Origin of the sequence: Streptomyces sp. NPDC126497 (assembly GCF_040302425.1) — a bacterium.
Taxonomy (GTDB): domain Bacteria; phylum Actinomycetota; class Actinomycetes; order Streptomycetales; family Streptomycetaceae; genus Streptomyces.
In genome coordinates this window covers 1-16,421 of sequence record NZ_JBEORT010000133.1, presented here as the reverse complement: position 1 = coordinate 16,421, position 16,421 = coordinate 1, and the positions used below count along the sequence as shown (strand labels likewise).

General features: G+C 73.3%; 13 protein-coding genes and 1 tRNA gene. 3 read left to right on the top strand and 11 right to left on the bottom strand.

Going from position 1 to position 16,421, the window contains the following annotated elements:
- Positions 1 to 640, bottom strand: a 640-nt coding sequence (locus ABTY20_RS32505) for a TerD family protein (protein ID WP_352000741.1), incomplete at its 3' end; no start/stop codon positions are given.
- A gap of 136 nt (positions 641 to 776) precedes the next feature.
- Entirely contained in the window at positions 777 to 1,373 is a 597-nt protein-coding gene (locus tag ABTY20_RS32500; protein ID WP_352000740.1) for a M48 metallopeptidase family protein, read from the bottom strand.
- Positions 1,374 to 1,588: 215 nt separating this feature from the next.
- Here ABTY20_RS32500 and ABTY20_RS32495 point away from each other — a divergent pair, with 215 nt between their 5' ends.
- On the top strand, positions 1,589 to 2,815 hold the full coding sequence (locus tag ABTY20_RS32495) for a TOMM precursor leader peptide-binding protein (RefSeq protein WP_352000742.1): 1,227 nt from the start codon (positions 1,589 to 1,591) through the stop codon (positions 2,813 to 2,815).
- Positions 2,808 to 4,172 carry an ABC1 kinase family protein gene (locus tag ABTY20_RS32490; protein ID WP_352000739.1) on the top strand — a complete coding sequence of 455 codons (1,365 nt, stop codon included), beginning with the start codon at positions 2,808 to 2,810 and terminating at the stop codon, positions 4,170 to 4,172. Before ABTY20_RS32495 ends, ABTY20_RS32490 begins: the two co-directional genes overlap by 8 nt.
- A 386-nt stretch (positions 4,173 to 4,558) precedes the next feature.
- Here ABTY20_RS32490 and ABTY20_RS32480 read toward each other — a convergent pair whose 3' ends face one another.
- From ABTY20_RS32480 to ABTY20_RS32465, 4 genes are all read right to left on the bottom strand, one after another.
- Entirely contained in the window at positions 4,559 to 4,882 is a 324-nt protein-coding gene (locus ABTY20_RS32480; protein WP_352000737.1) for a putative WhiB-interacting protein, read from the bottom strand.
- Positions 4,879 to 5,247: a WhiB family transcriptional regulator gene (locus tag ABTY20_RS32475; protein WP_352000736.1), complete on the bottom strand. Its 369-nt coding sequence runs from the start codon at positions 5,245 to 5,247 to the stop codon at positions 4,879 to 4,881. Before ABTY20_RS32475 ends, ABTY20_RS32480 begins: the two co-directional genes overlap by 4 nt.
- A 166-nt stretch (positions 5,248 to 5,413) precedes the next feature.
- Positions 5,414 to 5,728 carry a hypothetical protein gene (locus ABTY20_RS32470; protein ID WP_352000735.1) on the bottom strand — a complete coding sequence of 105 codons (315 nt, stop codon included), beginning with the start codon at positions 5,726 to 5,728 and terminating at the stop codon, positions 5,414 to 5,416.
- A gap of 163 nt (positions 5,729 to 5,891) precedes the next feature.
- Positions 5,892 to 8,099: an ATP-dependent DNA helicase UvrD2 gene (locus tag ABTY20_RS32465; protein WP_352000734.1), complete on the bottom strand. Its 2,208-nt coding sequence runs from the start codon at positions 8,097 to 8,099 to the stop codon at positions 5,892 to 5,894.
- 213 nt (positions 8,100 to 8,312) lie between these two features.
- Here ABTY20_RS32465 and ABTY20_RS32460 point away from each other — a divergent pair, with 213 nt between their 5' ends.
- Complete coding sequence (locus ABTY20_RS32460) at positions 8,313 to 8,570, top strand: mycoredoxin (RefSeq protein ID WP_352000733.1); 258 nt, start codon at positions 8,313 to 8,315, stop codon at positions 8,568 to 8,570.
- 72 nt (positions 8,571 to 8,642) lie between these two features.
- Here ABTY20_RS32460 and ABTY20_RS32455 read toward each other — a convergent pair.
- The 5 genes from ABTY20_RS32455 to ABTY20_RS32435 all read right to left on the bottom strand — a co-directional run.
- A tRNA-Trp gene (locus ABTY20_RS32455) sits at positions 8,643 to 8,717 on the bottom strand.
- An 84-nt stretch (positions 8,718 to 8,801) separates the two neighbouring features.
- Complete coding sequence (gene nudC, locus ABTY20_RS32450; RefSeq protein ID WP_352000732.1) at positions 8,802 to 9,746, bottom strand: NAD(+) diphosphatase; 945 nt, start codon at positions 9,744 to 9,746, stop codon at positions 8,802 to 8,804.
- A gap of 137 nt (positions 9,747 to 9,883) precedes the next feature.
- Positions 9,884 to 11,296: a dipeptidase gene (locus ABTY20_RS32445; RefSeq protein ID WP_352000731.1), complete on the bottom strand. Its 1,413-nt coding sequence runs from the start codon at positions 11,294 to 11,296 to the stop codon at positions 9,884 to 9,886.
- A 10-nt stretch (positions 11,297 to 11,306) separates the two neighbouring features.
- Entirely contained in the window at positions 11,307 to 14,783 is a 3,477-nt protein-coding gene (locus ABTY20_RS32440; RefSeq protein WP_352000730.1) for an ATP-dependent helicase, read from the bottom strand.
- A 120-nt stretch (positions 14,784 to 14,903) separates the two neighbouring features.
- The coding region (locus ABTY20_RS32435; protein ID WP_352000729.1) for a PD-(D/E)XK nuclease family protein at positions 14,904 to 16,421 on the bottom strand (1,518 nt) is incomplete at its 5' end.

The following is a 16,421-nucleotide window of genomic DNA, read 5'->3' as shown; positions in this document are numbered from 1 at the left end:
CGGTGCCGCCGCCGGGCACGCCGAACGCGGGCGGCGCGGTGGCCTGGGCGGGCGGGGCGAAACCGGGCGCGGCCCCGCCGGACCCGGGCTGCTGCGGGGCGGCCGGCTCGTCCTCGGCCACCTCGCCGCCGAAGTTCCGCAGCAGCGCGTCGAGCCCGCCGTCGAATCCCTGGCCGACGGCGGCGAACCGCCACACGTCCTTGAAGTAGAAGTCGCCGAGCATCACGGCCCGCTCGGTGGAGAACTCCGAACCGTTGAACGGGTACCGGGCCACCTCCTCGCCGCCCGCGACGATGCGGATGTACCCGGGACCGATCTGCGACATCTGCCCGGCGCCGTCGAGGGTCGCCGTGAAGGACAGCTTCCTGATCTGCTGCGGGATCCGGTCCAGCGTCACGCGGAACGACTCGGTGTCACCTGCCTGGGCGCCCAGGAGCTGAACGGACTCCTCGGGGGACTTCGGCTGGTTGTAGAAGACGAAGTACCGGTCGTCGGAGAGCCGTTCGTCGGCGTCGAGGCCGAAGCAGCTGATGTCGAAGGTCAGCCCCGGACCGGAGATCTGCACGCCTACGTACAGATCCGTCCCCGCCGTGAGATCACTGATCCTGGCCTTGTGGCCGCGTTGGAATTCCCTGGCCATGCGTACGACCGTCCCCCATCCCGAGTGTGAGTGCGTCGCGCCAGGCTAACGGCAAACGCCGACACCGGATGAAGTCGGTACAGACCCGGTACAGAACGCGTGCGCGGGTCCACGGAGCGCCCGCTCCGGGTGGTGCTCAGGCGTCACGCGCACCCGGTACGTGCGGCAGCCGCTCGGCCGCCACCACCCCTTCGAGGTAGCCGCGGGCCCGCTCGGTCCTCGGATACGCCTCCAGCAGCCGCCAGAACCGGGGGCCGTGCCCGGGCACCAGCAGGTGCGCCAGCTCGTGGCAGAGGACGTAGTCGACGACGTACTCGGGCATGCCCTGCAGCCGGTGCGACAGGCGGATGCTCCCCTCGGACGGGGTGCACGAGCCCCAGCGCGTGTTCTGATTGGTCACCCAGCGCACCGAGGCGGGTCGGGCCCGCCCGCCGAAGTACTGCTCGGACAGCCGCCGGGCGCGCTCGGCCAGCTCCGTGTCCCCGAGCGTCCGCCTGCTCTCCTGCGCGGCCAGCTTGTCGAGCATGACGGTCACCCAGCGCTGCTCCTCCGCCTCGGACATCCGGGCGGGGATGAGCACGACGGTGCGGTCGCCCTCGCGGTACGCGGAGACCGTCCTGCGGCGGCGGGCGCTCCTGCGGACCTCGATCGCGCTCGCCCGTGAGCCGTTCGTCGGCTGGCTCGTCGTGCTGCGCTGTGGCGTTCCGGCGCGGTGCAGTGGGTCGGCGGGCACGCCCCGACGGTACCCGCTGCGCACGGGGAAGTCCTGGCTCCGGGATGGTTCCGCACCGATCCCCCCACCGAGCGCCGGATTTGTACGATGAATCCCTCCGCCTGTGGACAACTTTCGGCGGCCCTCGCCCCCTCCCGGCATGCTGGCACGGTCGGACGAGCCACGAGGAGCTCGCCCGCCCCATGGGGACGATCCAGTACGTACGGGGGTCTGTCGTGCATCCGATGGTCAAGCCCGCGCTCCGGCGCGGATGGCGTGATCGCAACACCGTGCAGTTCGGGATGACACCGGCGCACGCGCTGACACTGGGCCCGGTGGACACCGCCACGGGCAGCTTCCTCGACCTGCTCGACGGCACGCGCGGGCTGGAGCTCCTGCGGGAGGAGGCGCGGCGCATGGATCTGTCCGAGGGCCATGTGGACCGGCTGGTACGACGGCTGTCACGGGCCGGGCTGCTGGACGACTCGCGGGGCGGAGGACCGGCCGCCGAGGCCCTGCGGGAGAAGCCGGAGGTCCTCGACCGGCTCCGTCCGGACCTGGCGTCCCTCGCCCTGACCACCTCCGAACCGGGCGGTCCGCTCCGCCGGCTGGCGGCGCGCCGCAGTATGCGGGTGCAGGTGAGGGGCGCGGGCCGGGTGGGCTCCGCCGTCGCGGCACTGCTGTCGGGGGCCGGAGTGGGCGACGTCGACGTGCGCGACGTCGGGCGGGTCGAACCGTGGGACGTCGCCCCGGGCGGGCTGCCCGCCGAGGCCGTCGGCGACCGCAGGGACGAGGCGGCCCGCCGTCTGGTGCGCCGGGCCGCCCCGGACCGCCCGCCGCGCCGGACCGCCCGGCCCCCGTTCGAAGAGGGCGACCCCGGCTTCGGTCTGGTGATCCTCGCCCCGCGGGACGACGTCGCCGTGCACGCGCCCGACCCGGCGACCGCCGAGGCCCTCGTGTCCTCGGGCACACCCCATCTCTACGCCGGTGTCGTGGAGGGAACCGGTGTGGTCGGCCCGCTCGTCCTGCCCGGGGCGACGAGCTGTGCGGGCTGTCTCCAGCAGGACCGCACCGACCGGGACCCGGCCTGGCCGCGCCTGGCGGTCCAGTGGCGTTCCGGCCGGCAGCGCCGGGTGGGCGCCTGCGACCTGACACTGGCCACGACGGTGGCCGCCCTGGCGGCCGCCCACGCGCTCGCTCTCCTGGACGGCCGGACCCCGTCCAGCGCCGACGCGCGCTGGGAGATCTCCCTCCCCGCTCTGCACTGGTACGCGCGTCCGGTCCCGCCGCACCCGCTCTGTCCGTGCGGGGCCGCTCGCGGCGGCCCGGAAAAAGGTAAGGGAGAACACACCCCCGGGGACGGGGGGTCGCACGAGACAATGGCCGTGCACGGGCCGTCGGAGGAGTGGCGCCGCAAGGCGCACGCGAAGCGGCCGGCAGCAACTTGGAGGGCGCATGTCTGATCTTCCCCGCAAGGCGGTCACCCGGACCGCCAAGCTGGCCGCGCTCCCGCTCGGCTTCGCCGGGCGGGCGACCTGGGGGCTCGGCAAGCGGATCGTGGGCGAGTCCGCGGAGCTCGTCGGCCGCGAGCTCCAGCAGCGCACCGCCGAGCAGCTCTTCAAGGTGCTCGGCGAGCTCAAGGGCGGCGCGATGAAGTTCGGCCAGGCCCTGTCGGTCTTCGAGTCGGCCCTGCCGGAGGAGGTCGCCGGTCCCTACCGGGCGGCACTGACCAAGCTGCAGGAGGCGGCCCCGCCGATGCCGACCCGTACCGTTCACGCGGTGCTGGAGGAGCGGCTGGGCGACGGCTGGCAGGAACTCTTCCTGGAGTTCGAGGACAAGCCGTCCGCCGCGGCCTCGATCGGTCAGGTGCACCGGGCGGTGTGGCACGACGGCCGCGAGGTGGCGGTCAAGGTCCAGTATCCGGGCGCCGGCGAGGCCCTGCTGTCCGACCTGAACCAGCTGAGCCGCTTCGCCCGCCTGCTGGGCCCGCTCATCCCCGGCATGGACGTCAAGCCGCTGATCACGGAGCTCAAGGACCGGGTCTCCGAAGAGCTCGACTACGGTCTGGAGGCCCAGGCCCAGCAGGCCCACGCCGAGGAGTTCAGCGGTGATCCCGACGTGGTCGTGCCGCATGTGGTCCACCAGTGCGAGCAGGTGCTGGTCACCGAGTGGATGGACGGCACACCGCTGTCGGAGGTCATCTCGGAGGGCACCGAGGCACAGCGCGACCGGGCCGGCCAGCTCCTGGCCCGCTTCCTGTTCTCCGGCCCCGCCCGCACCGGTCTGCTGCACGCCGACCCGCATCCCGGCAACTTCCGTCTGCTGCCCGGTGGTCCGCGGGGCGAGGACGACTGGCGCCTGGGAGTCCTGGACTTCGGCACCGTCGACCGGCTCCCGGGCGGACTGCCCGAGCCCATCGGGGAGGCCCTGCGGATGACGCTGGACGGCGAGGCGGAGGCCGTCTACGAGATGCTCCGCGCCGAGGGCTTCGTCAGGGACTCGATCGAGCTGGACCCCGACGCCGTCCTCGACTACCTGCTGCCGATCATCGAACCGGCCCGGGCGGACGAGTTCACCTTCAGCCGCGGCTGGATGCGCAGCCAGGCGACCCGGATAGCCGACCCCCGCTCCCCCGCCTCCCAGCTGGCCAAGCAGCTCAACCTTCCCCCGGCCTACCTCCTGATCCACCGGGTGACCCTGAGCACGATCGGTGTGCTCTGCCAGCTGGGAGCGACGGTGCGGCTGCGGGAGGAACTGGAGGAGTGGCTGCCGGGCTTCCTCCCGGAGGAACCGGCGGAGGAACCGGCCGCCCCGGCGTGACGGGCGAGGCGGGCGCTCCGGGCACGGCGGACGCCGGCCGCCGTCACCACCACGGCGGGTCCAGGCGTCCCTCGATCGCCCGCAGGTGATCGCGGGAACACCTCTCGCAGGAGTGACGGCGGGCACCGTTCTCCACGGAGAAGGTCCAGGTCGGCTGCGGCCCCTCGGCCCGGGCTCCGCAGCGGGCACACGCCGGCGGCTCCGGTTCCGCCGCGCGGCCCTCGTCGTCACCGCCACCGGGACGACCCGTCACCCGGCGACGACAACGCCGTTCCCGACGGCCCGCCCCGCACAGCGCGCCGCGGGGGCCGGTCCGTTCGCACGGACCCGCCCCCGCGGGAAGAGCCGGGCCCCCGGCCGGGGGCCACCGCTTCAGGTGGGATCGGTCACTGCATGACCGCCATGGCGAGCGCGCGGCGGGCGCGCCGTGAGGCACGCTCGGCCCGGCGCTGCATCCGGCGCGCGGTCACCAGGCGTACGGCCCGGCGCTCCTGTTGCGCCTCCTGCAGTCGCTCGTGCATATGCGCACGGGCCAGGGCTTCTGGGATGAGTTGCATCTCTCGGGTCCTGTTCTGACGCGAGTCGTTCGCGCCGCTGGTGGTGAAGTCTTCGGTCGCGGAGCCTGCGGGCTCCTGAGCGGACGGCATCATCGGGGCCTGCTTCTGGGGGTCGTGCGTGAGGGGGCGATCGATCGTTCCTGGGGTGTTCATGCCGTGACCGGGTTCTTGCGCGGGCGGCCACGCGGCCGCTTGCGGGCGACGACGACTCCCTGGACGAACAGCTCGCCGCCCCAGACGCCCCAGGGCTCACGCCGCTCCCTGGCGCCGGCGAGGCAGGCCTCGACCAGCGGGCAGGTGCGGCAGAGGGACTTGGCGTACTCGACGTCCGCCGGCGACTCGGCGAAGAAGACCTCCGGGTCGTAGGAGCGGCACGGGACGGGCACGCCGAGGTTCTCGATGGCGTCGTCGAGCGCGGTGAGCGCGGTGAGCGGAGTCAAGGTCGGGTCCTCCGTGGAGCCGGGCTTGGGGATCGTGTCGGAAGGCGGTACGGACGGGGCGTGCGCTTCGAGTTGCACGGTTCGTCTTCCTCGTCTGGTCGTTTCCGGCCTGTGGGCCGGGTGGCGGCTGGTACCGGGCTCTTTGCTGGTCCCGAGGCGCTTCGTTCTCCCCGTTCGGAGAAAACAGAAGGGCCGCGGATCCCGGATGGGGTTCCGCGGCCCTGAAGGCGCCGGCCTGATCGAATCAGGCTGGATCACTCCAGGGTTCTGGCCCACGGAAGGCCCACATCAGGTGGTGCTGCGTCGTCTGCTTCCGGAATCCGGCACCGGCTGCCGCAAAGGCATAGGCCTTCGCCTGTGCCACTACCGCTTCCAGTGCCTTGGTCGGTCGCTCATCGCGCTCACGGACGGCAGGAGCCGCGGGAGCAAGGGAGGACGCCAGGTGTGCGGCACGAATGCCGGACAGACCGGTGCCCTGGTTCGAGGCGCCGAGCATGCACAGGGAGACGGCCGAGCGATCGGTCAGTTTGACGGCGGAGCTGATGTTGATGCTGATCACTGGACTCGCCTCCTCTCGGCGTCTGGGGGACTGGGGTGAACCGGTCCGCGGATATACAAGTACAGCACGGGATCAAGGCCTTGGAGAAGGCCGCCGTCCCCGTGCCTAAGAACCTATGGGGATTGCCGGGGCATGCGCAAACTATTTTTCCGACGAGTTCTGATCAGTCCTGATCCCGGTCCTCGTCGATGTCGCGGCCTGCGCAGATGGCCAGGACATCGGCTCCGTAGCGGCCCAGCTTGCGCATCCCCACCCCGGGGATCGTGGCCAGTGCGTGCGCGTCGTCGGGGACCGCCTCGGCGATGGCCATCAGCGTCTTGTCGGTGAAGACGCAGAAGGCCGGCTGCCCGCTGCGCCGCGCCTGCCCGGCGCGCCACTCACGGAGCCGTTCGTACAGCCCCTCGTCCATGTCGGTGGGGCAGTCCTCGCAGCGCATCAGCTTCATCTCGCCCGCGTCGGTCAGCGTGCGGCCGCACACCCGGCAGCGGGCGGGGCTGCGCCGTCTGCGCCTCGGCTCCGGGCCGGCCGGGGCGGACGCCGCCCCGAACGAGCCGCGCTCCACACCTCCCGCGCCGACCGCTCCGCCCCGGCCCGCGGTGGCGTTCGAGCCGGGGCGCAGTCCGTCCAGGAAGCGGCTGGGGCGACGATTCGGCCGGCTGCCGGGTGACCGGGCCAGCGCCCAGGAGAGGTGGAGCCGCTCGCGGGCGCGGGTGACACCGACGTAGAGGAGACGGCGCTCCTCCTCGATCTGCTCGTCGGTCTTCGCGTAGGTGATCGGCATCATGCCCTCGGCGACACCGACCAGGAAGACGACGTCCCACTCCAGCCCCTTGGCCGAGTGCAGCGAGGCGAGGGTGACGCCCTGCACGGTCGGGGCGTGCTGGGCGCCGGCCCGCTCGTCGAGTTCGGCGACGAGGTCGGCGAGCGTGACGGCGGGCCTGGCCGCGGCGAAGTCCTGGGCGAGATGCACCAGGGCGGCCAGCGACTCCCAGCGCTCCCGGACCGCCCCCGAACCGGCCGGCGGCCGTGCGGTCCACCCCTCGCCCGAGAGCACGGCACGCACCTGGGAGGGCAGGTCGGGGGTGTCGTCCAGGAGGGCGTCGTTGCCGCCGAAGCGGGCCGCGGCGCGCAGGGCGATGATCGCCTTGCGCACCTCGGGCCGGTCGAAGAACCGCTCGGCCCCGCGCAGTTGGTAGGGCACCCCGACATCGGCGAGGGCCTGCTCGTAGGTCTCGGACTGGGCGTTCGTCCGGAACAGGACGGCGATCTCGCTCGCCGGGACCCCCGCGTCGATCAGCTCGCGGATGCGGTGGGCGGCACCCTCCGCCTCGGCGGGTTCGTCGGTGTACTCGGTGAAGACCGGCTCGCTCCCCGCGGGACGCTGGGAGACCAGTTCCAGCCGGTGCTCGGCGGCGCGGCCGCGGGCCTGGGCGAGCAGGCCGTTCGCCAGGTGGACGACCTGGGGGGTCGAACGGTAGTCGCGGACCAGTTTGACGACGGTGGCCCCGGGGTGGCGGATGCGGAAGTCGAGCAGGTGGTCGGGGGTCGCGCCGGTGAACGAGTAGATCGTCTGGCTCGCGTCACCGACCACGCACAGGTTCTCCCGCTCGCCGAGCCACAGCTCCAGCAGGCGCTGCTGGAGCGGGCTGACGTCCTGGTACTCGTCGACGACGAAGTGCTGGTACTGGGCGCGGACCTGCTCGGCGATGTCGTGCCGGTCCTGCAGGACGGCGACGGTCAGCAGCAGCACGTCCTCGAAGTCGATGACGACGCGCTCGCGCTTGAGGTCCTCGTAGGCGGAGTACAGCTGGGCGATCTCGGCGGGGTCGCGGGGGACCTCCCGGCCGGCCTTGGCGGCGGCGGCCGCGTAGTCGGCCGGGACGGTCTGGGTGACCTTGGACCATTCGATCTCCGCGGTGACGTCCCGCAGCTCGCCCCGGTCCAGTCGGATCCGGCAGGCGGCGGCGGCGTCGGCGACCAGCTGGATCTTGCGGTCGACGAGCCGGGGCAGGGAGCCACCGATCGCTTTCGGCCAGAAGTACTGGAGCTGGCGCAGCGCCGCGGAGTGGAAGGTGCGTGCCTGGACGCCGACGGCGCCGAGCTGGCGCAGCCGGCCGCGCATCTCCCCGGCGGCACGGTTGGTGAAGGTGACGGCGAGCACGCTGGTGGGCTGGAGGATCCCGGCCCGCACCCCGTAGGCGATCCGGTGGGTGATCGCCCGGGTCTTGCCGGTGCCGGCGCCCGCCAGCACGCACACCGGGCCCTGCAGGGCGGTGGCCACGGCGCGCTGTTCGGGGTCGAGCCCTTCGAGCACCGCGTCGGCCGAGTCCGGTACCTGTGGGAAGAGGGTGGAGTGCGTTGCTGCTGTCACACAGCCATGCTGCCAGGTCGCCGGAGACGGGTGAGCAGGTTGTCCACAGGGAGGCCCTCGCAGTCGTACTTATACGGCGGGCATCGCATGAGGGCTGGTGCGGCAGGTGTCACGCGGGGGCCGTGCGGCACACCCGGTGGGAATGCCGGCGTTCCCCCGTGTGTTCCTCCCACGACGAGGACTTCCCCGAGCCGCCGAAGGAGCGCGAGAGGCATGCAGGGCACTGTGACGATGTACAGCACCACGTGGTGTGGCTACTGCCGCCGGCTGAAGAGCCAGCTGGACCGTGAGGGCATCGCGTACACCGAGATCAACATCGAGCAGGACCCGGAGTCCGCGGCCTTCGTGGAGAAGGCGAACGGCGGAAACCAGACGGTGCCCACCGTGCGCGTGGTTCCCGCCACCGGTGACGGCGAGGTCGTGATGACGAACCCGAGCCTCGCCCAGGTGAAGCAGGCTCTCGCGGTCTGACGCTCCCGGCGTCGCGCCCCCTCCGGTCGAGGTCACCGGAGGGGGCCGACTCGTACCCGGGTGCGGGGAGGGCGGAACCGGCCGGATTCGAACCGGCGTCCTCGCGGTTGTGGAGACCGCGCGCGACGACCCCTGCGCTACGGCCCCGCCCGGACCGGCAGCGTAGCCGGTGCACCGGACGGGGTCCCGGCGGTTCGACGCCGGAACCCCGTCGGGGCGTCGGGCGCCGCGTCAGAAGGCGGTGCGGGTCGGCAGGTCCTTGCCGTACCAGCGCTCGATCAGGCGGGCCGCGATCGAGATGCCGTAGGGCGGGAGCATCTCGCCGGACTCGAAGGCGGCGCCGAGCTCCTCCCGGGAGAACCAGCGGGCCTCGTGGATCTCGTCGCCGTCGACGGCGATCTCGGTCGAGGTGGCGCGGGCGGTAAAGCCCAGCATGAGGCTGGACGGGAAGGGCCAGGGCTGGCTGGCGACGTACTCGACCTCACCGATGCCGATGCCGACCTCCTCGTGGACCTCGCGGCGCACCGCCTGCTCGATGGACTCCCCGGGCTCGACGAATCCGGCGAGCGTGGAGAAGCGGCCCTCGGGCCAGTGGACCTGGCGTCCGAGCAGGATGCGGTCCTGCTCGTCGATCACGGCCATGATCACCGCGGGGTCGGTGCGCGGGTAGTGCTCGGCGCCGCAGGCGGGACAGCGGCGGATGTGGCCGGCGGCGGCGATGACGGTGCGCTCGCCGCAACGGGAGCAGAAGCGGTGCAGCCGCTGCCAGTTCTCCAGGGCGACCGCGTGCACCATCAGGCCGGCCTCGCGCGGTGACAGCAGCAGTCCCGCCTCGCGCAGGCCCGCCGGGCGGGCGGAGTCGTCCATGCGGCCGGGCAGGGAGTCCTTCTGGAGGGCGAAGTAGCTGACGCCGTCCTCGTCGTTGCCCAGGAAGTAGCGGTGGGCCTCGGTGAGCGGGGCCTCGAAGGACGGGGTCATGACGAGTTCGGTGCGCCCGTCCGCCGTCTCGTCGATGAGGACCTGGCCGCCGGAGACCACGAAGCAGCGGGTCGAGGGATGGCTCCACGCCGCCGCGAGCCATGCCTCGTCGAGCCGGTGGTGGGCGGCGCGGTCGATGCCGCTCGGGGCGGTGAGCGAGATGGGACGGTCGGCGGTGTGGTCGGTCCAGGTGGTCACGGGTGGTTACAACTCCCCCGGTGGAACGGATTGGGTCGGCGGGCGGTTCGGCGGGAGGGACCGGGTCCTGCGGGGCGCGGCGGCGGGTCCCTTCCAGTGTGCCCCGCGCGGGCGTCCGGTTCGGACGGCGTGGGAGGTCAGGGGGCGTGCCGCCAGTGCTCGGCGAGATCGCCCCACAGGTACGCGCTGGTCTCGACGCCCTTGAGGAGCAGGTCCAGTTCGACCTTCTCGTTGGGGGCGTGCCAGCCGTCGGACGGGACGGAGATGCCGAGGAACAGCACCGGTGCGCCGAGGACGTCCCGGAGGTCGGCGGCCGGTCCGGAGCCGCCCTCGCGCGTGAACAGGACGGGCTTGTCGAAGGCGCGGCCCATCGCGCGGACCACGGACCGCAGGGCCGGGTGGTCCAGCGGCGTCAGGCAGGGGCGGGTGGCGGGGCTGAAGGAGATCTCGTGACGGATGCCGTCGGGCAGCTGTCCGGGCACCCAGTCACCGACCACCGCGCGCACGTGCTCGGGGTCCTGGCCGGCGACGAGCCGGAAGGACAGCTTCACCATGGCGGAGGACGGGATGATCGTCTTGCTGCCGGGGCCCTGGTAGCCGCCGCCGATGCCGTTGACCTCGGCGGTGGGGCGGGCCCAGATGCGCTCCAGGGTGCTGTATCCGGCTTCGCCTCGGGTTCCGTGGGACTTGGCCGCGCGCAGCCACCGCTCCTCGTCGAAGGGCAGCTCGGCGAAGAGCTCGCGCTCGCGCTCGGTGAGCTCGACGACACCGTCGTAGAAGCCGGGGATCGCCACGCGCGCGTGCTCGTCGTGCAGGGCGGCCACCAGGCGGGCGGCGGCGGTGGCCGGGTTGGGCACCGCGCCGCCGAAGGAGCCGGAGTGGATGTCCTGGTCGGGTCCGTACAGCCGGATCTCGCACTCGGCCAGGCCGCGCATGCCGGTGCACACGGTGGGGGTGTCCTCCGACCACATGCCGGTGTCGGAGACGATCACGGCGTCGGCGGTGAGCCGGTCCGCGTGCTGTTCGACGAGTGCGCGGAAGTGCGGGGAGCCGGATTCCTCCTCGCCCTCGATCAGCAGTTTCAGGTGGACGGCCGGGGTGGTGCGGCCGGTGGCGGCGAGGTGGGCCCGGACGCCGAGGGTGTGGAAGAACACCTGGCCCTTGTCGTCGGCCGCGCCGCGCGCGTAGAGGCGGCCGTCCCGGACGACGGGTTCGAAGGGCTCGCTGTCCCAGCCGTCCTCGCGGGCCGCGGGCTGTACGTCGTGGTGGCCGTAGACCAGCACGGTGGGCGCCCCGGGGTCGGCGCAGGGCCATTCGGCGTAGACGGCCGGGGCGCCGGGAGTGGGCCAGACCTCGGCGATCGGGAAGCCGGTCTCCTCGAGCCGGGCGGCGAGCCAGTCGGCGCTGCGGCGCACGTCGGGCGCGTGGTCGGGCTGGGCCGAGACGGACGGGATGCGCAACCACTCGGTGAGGTCGTCGAGGAAGGCGACGCGGTGCTGCGCGATGTACGTACGGACGGCGCTGACGGCAGTGTCAACGGGCTGGCTCATGTCCTCGAGCCTATCGGCCCGCGCCGGTGTCCTCGGAGTGCGGTATCTCACCGGGCGGCTCCCCGAGCAGCAGCCGCTCCAGCTCCGCGCGGCCGGGCAGGGCCTCGGGGCGGACGACCTCACCGGTGCGTACGTACAGGAACGCCGCCGTGACGGCCTCCAGGGGGACGCCCTGCCGTTCGGCCCAGGCGAGCCGGTAGACGGCGAGCTGGAGCGGGTCGGCGCCGCGGTCGCGGCCGGTCTTCCAGTCGACGATCTCGTACGTCGTCCCGTCCGCGCCGTCCTCCTTGTAGACGGCGTCGATGCGTCCGCGGACGACGCGGCCGGCGATCGACAGCTGGAAGGGGGCTTCCACCCGGTGGGGGGTGCGGTGGGCGTACTCGGTGCGTTCGAACGCCTCCTTGAGGAATTCCAGGTCGCGTTCGTCGGCGATCTCGGCGTCACTGCCGGGCAGCTCGTCCGGGTCGAGCATGGGCAGGGTCAGTTCCTCGAAGCGCGCCTCGACCCAGGCGTGGAAGCGGGTGCCGCGGCGGGCGGCGGGCTGCGGCGGGCGCGGCATGGGCCTGGCCAGTTCCCGGGCGAAGCCGTCCGGATCGGCGGCCAGGCTCAGCAGCTCGGAGGCGGTCAGCGAGGCGGGCAGCCGCACCTCGGTGACGCTTGCGCGGGTGCGCAGGAGCTCTCCGGCCAGGGCGTCGAGGTCGCGGTCCCAGGAGGCGACGGTGCGGGCCTCCTCGGGGGTGAGACGGGGGCGCCGCGGGCGGGCCGGCTCCGCGGCGCGGGGGTGCCCGTCGGGTTCCGGGGCCGTCGCCTGGTGCGGGACGGTGGGGCGGTCGGTGCCCCAGGAGTCCCAGTCGTCCGGGCCGGCGCCGGCGAAGGGGTCGTCCTCCTCGGGGAGGGGGTCCTCGTCGTCGGGCGGTGGCGGCCAGTCCGGATCGTCGTGGACGTCGGGGTCGTGCACCGCCGTGGCGGGTCCGTCCGGGTGGCCGGCGAGGCGGTCGAGGTGGGCGAGGACGGTCTCGGCGGCCGCGCGGCGGCGGGCGAGGGCGGCGTCGTCGAGGGGCAGGGGCCACACCTGGTCGTCGCCGGCCCGGTGCAGGGCGGGGTTCTCCTCGTCCTCGGCGGGCTCGTCCGCCCACGCCTCGATCTCGCCGTACCCGGCGGCGCAGTGCTCGTAGAGGGCGTGCAGGAACTCGGAGGGGCCGCGCGGCTTCTTCTGGCTGGGCCCCCACCAGTGGCCGGAGCCGAGCAGCAGGGAGCGGGGCCGGGTGAAGGTGACGTAGCCGAGGCGGAGTTCCTCGGTGTGCTGGTGGTCCTTCATGGCCTCGTGGAAGGCCTTGAGTCCCCGGGAGTCCCAGGACTCGACGTCGGGCAGGGTGTCGGCGTCGCCGCGCAGCGCGTGCGGCAGCACCTTGCCCTGCGCGGTCCACTTCTCGCGGCCCTGGCTGCTGGGGAAGGTGCCGGTGACCAGGCCGGGGACGGCGACGACGTCCCATTCGAGGCCCTTGGACTTGTGCGCGGTGAGCACCTTGACGGTGTTCTCGCCGCCGGGCAGCGCGTTGTCGAGGCCTTTTTCGTACTGGGCCGCGGTGCGCAGGAAGCCGAGGAAGGCGAGCAGCGTGGCCTCGTTGTCGCCGGCGGCGAAGGAGGCGGCGATGTCGAGGAAGTTGGAGAGGGTCTCGCGCCGACGGGCGGCCAGGGCGTGCGGGGACGCGGAGAGTTCGACCTCCAGGCCGGTGACGGCGAGCACGCGGTGCAGGACGTCCATGAGGGGGTCGGCCAGCGAGCGGCGCAGGTCGCGCAGTTCGGCGGCCAGGCGGGCGAAGCGCACCCGCGCGTCCGGTGAGAAGGGCAGGCCGTCGTCGTCGCCGCGGCCGTCCAGGGGTGTCTCCAGGAACGTGTCGAGGGCGTCGGCGAGCGAGATCACCTCGGCCGGGTCGACGCCCTCGACGGCTTCGGCGAGCCGCCGGTCGGGGTCGTCGTCGCCGTCCACGCGCGCGTGGGAGACGAGCCGTCGTGCCCGGCGTCCCAGCAGCGCGAGGTCGCGGGGCCCGATGCGCCAGCGCGGGCCGGTCAGCAGCCGTACCAGGGAGGCGTTGGCGCCGGGGTCCTGGAGGACCTCGCAGACGGCGACCAGGTCGGCGATCTCGGGCAGGTGCAGCAGCCCGGACAGGCCGACGACCTCGACGGGGACGTCCCGGGCGACCAGGGCGCCCTGGATCTCGGCGAAGTCCGACGCCGTGCGGCACAGGACGGCGATCTCGCCGGGCGCCCTGCCGGTGCCCACCAGGTGGGCGACGGAGTCGGCGATCCAGTCGATCTCCTCCGCGTGGGTGCGCAGCAGGGCGCAGCGGACGGTGCCGTCGCGCTCGGCCCCGGGGGCCGGGCGGAGGGCCTCCACGCCCGCGTGCAGGGCGCGCAGCGGCTCGGCGAGGCCGTTGGCGAGGTCCAGCAGGCGGCCGCCGCTGCGGCGGTTCTCGCTGAGCGACCGGCGGGTGGCGGGGCGGCCGTCGGCGTGGGCGAAGTGCTCGGGGAAGTCGTCGAGGTTGGCGACGGAGGCGCCGCGCCAGCCGTAGATCGCCTGGCACGGGTCGCCGACGGCGGTCACCGGGTGGCCGGTGCCGCCGCCGAACAGTCCGGCCAGCAGGACGCGCTGGGCGACGGAGGTGTCCTGGTACTCGTCGAGGAGGACCACGCGGAACTCGTCGCGCAGGAGGCGCCCCACCTCGGGGAGGGCGGCGAGCCGCGCGGACAGGGCGATCTGGTCGCCGAAGTCGAGCAGGTCACGCTCGCGTTTGGCGGCCCGGTAGCGCAGCACCAGGTCGGCGAGTTCGCGACGCGCGGCGGCCGCCTCGGGGACCTTGCGCAGGTCGGCGTTGCCGAGCTTGGTGTTCTCCAGGGTGCGCAGCAGCTCGGCGTCGTGGGCGCGCAGGTCCTCGGGGCGTACGAGGTGTTCGGCGAGCTCTCCGTCGAGGGTGAGGAGGTCGCCGACGAGGTCGGGGAAGGAGCGGGTGAGCGCCGGGTAGAGGCCGGGGGCCTCGCGCAGGACGCGCGCGGCAAGCTGGTAGCGGGTGGCGTCGGCGAGCAGCCGGGAGGCCGGTTCGAGGCCGATGCGCAGGCCGTGGTCGGTCAGCAGGCGGCCCGCGAAGGCGTGGTACGTGGAGATCACCGGCTCGCCCGGGGGGTTGTCCGGGTCGATGACGTCGGGATCGGTGACGCCTGCCTTGACCAGTGCCTTGCGGACGCGTTCGGCGAGTTCGGCGGCGGCCTTGTTGGTGAAGGTGAGGCCGAGTACCTGTTCGGGGGCCACCTGGCCGGTGCCGACCAGCCACACCACGCGCGCCGCCATCACCGTCGTCTTGCCCGACCCGGCTCCGGCCACGATCACCTGCGGGGCGGGCGGCGCGGTGATGCAGGCCGTCTGCTCCGGGGTGAACGGGATGCCGAGGAGCTCCTTGAGCTGATCGGGACCGGTGATACGCGCGGGCACACACAGAATCTAGCGGCGGGCACCGACAGCGGAGGCCGACCGACCCCCTCGGGAGTGAAGAACCGCAGGTCGGCAGGGATGGTGCGATGCGTCACGCCCGTCGGTGACGCGCCACGCCCGTCACTCGACCACGTGCCGCCCCTCGGGCCGGGCGCTGCAGGAGGCGCGGAACGCGCAGTGGGCGCAGTGCTGGCCCGCGGTCGGGGTGAACCGTTCGTCGAGGACCTTGCCGGCGGCCGTGGCCAGCAGATCGCCGACCCACTCCCCTTCCGGCGGCGCCTGGGCCTGCACCTTGGGCAGGGTCTCGCCGCCGTCCCGTTTCGCGGCGCCCTGGCGCAGCTGGACGAGCTCGGCGCCGCCCGGTTCGGGGCGCGTCCCGCCGAAGACCTCGTCGACGGCGCCCTCGGCGACGGCGAGCTGGTAGACCGCGAGCTGGGGGTGGCGCTCCACCTCCTTGGCGCTGGGCGCCTGTTTGCCGGTCTTGAAGTCGACGACGTACGCGCGTCCCTCGCCGTCGGTCTCGACGCGGTCCATCTGGCCGCGGATGCTCACCTGGTAGTCGCCCGCCTCGAGGGTGACGTCGAAGTCGTGCTCACTGGCCACCGGGGTGCGCCCGGCGCGGTCCATGACGTGCCACTTGAGGAAGCGTTCGAGCGCCACGCGCGCGTTCTCCTTCTCCTGCGCCGACTTCCACGGCGCGTCGAAGGCGAGCGCGTTCCAGACGGAGTCGAGGCGCTCCATGAGGACGGCGAGATCGGCCGGGGTGTGCCCGGAGGCCACCTCGTCGGCGAGGACGTGCACCACGTTGCCGAAGCCCTGGGCGACGGTGGCGGGCGCGTCGGCCTTCACCTCACGGCCCAGGAACCACTGCAGGGCGCAGGTGTTGGCGAGCTGGTCGAGGGCGCTGCCGGAGAGCACGACGGGCCGGTCGCGGTCGCGCAGGGGCACCTTGCTCCGTGTGGGTTCGAACATGCCCCACCAGCGGTACGGGTGCGCGGACGGCACCAGGGGGCGGCCGTCCTCGTCGGCGAGCGCGGCGAGCCGGGCCAGCCGCTGGGCGGCGGCCTCGCGGAGGGTGTCGGAGACCCGTGGGTCGACCGTCGTGGCGCGCAGTTCGGCGACGAGCGCGGCGACGGACAGGGGACGGCGGGGGCGTCCGGTGACGTCCTGGGGCTCGACGCCGAGTTCCGTCAGGAAGCGGGAGGGCTGGTCGCCGTCGTCGGCGGGCGCCTTCACGGCCGTCACGACGAGACGTTCACGCGCGCGCGTGGCCGCGACGTAGAACAGGCGGCGTTCCTCGGCGAGCAGCGCGCCGGGTGTGAGGGGTTCGGCGAGTCCGTCGCGGCCGATGCGGTCGGCTTCCAGCAGCGAGCCGCGGCGGCGCAGGTCCGGCCAGAGGCCCTCCTGGACCCCGGCCACGACGACCAGGCGCCATTCCAGGCCCTTGGAGCGGTGCGCGGTCATCAGGCGCACGGCGTCGGGGCGGGCGGCGCGCCGGGTGAGGGTGTCGGCGGCGATGTCCTCGGCCTCGATCTCCTCCAGGCGCACCGTCAGCGCAGTGGTCGCCACCCCCACCGTGGTCTCGGTCGGCCCGTAATGGTTGAACACCACCCGCTCACCGGCCGCAGCCTCACCCGT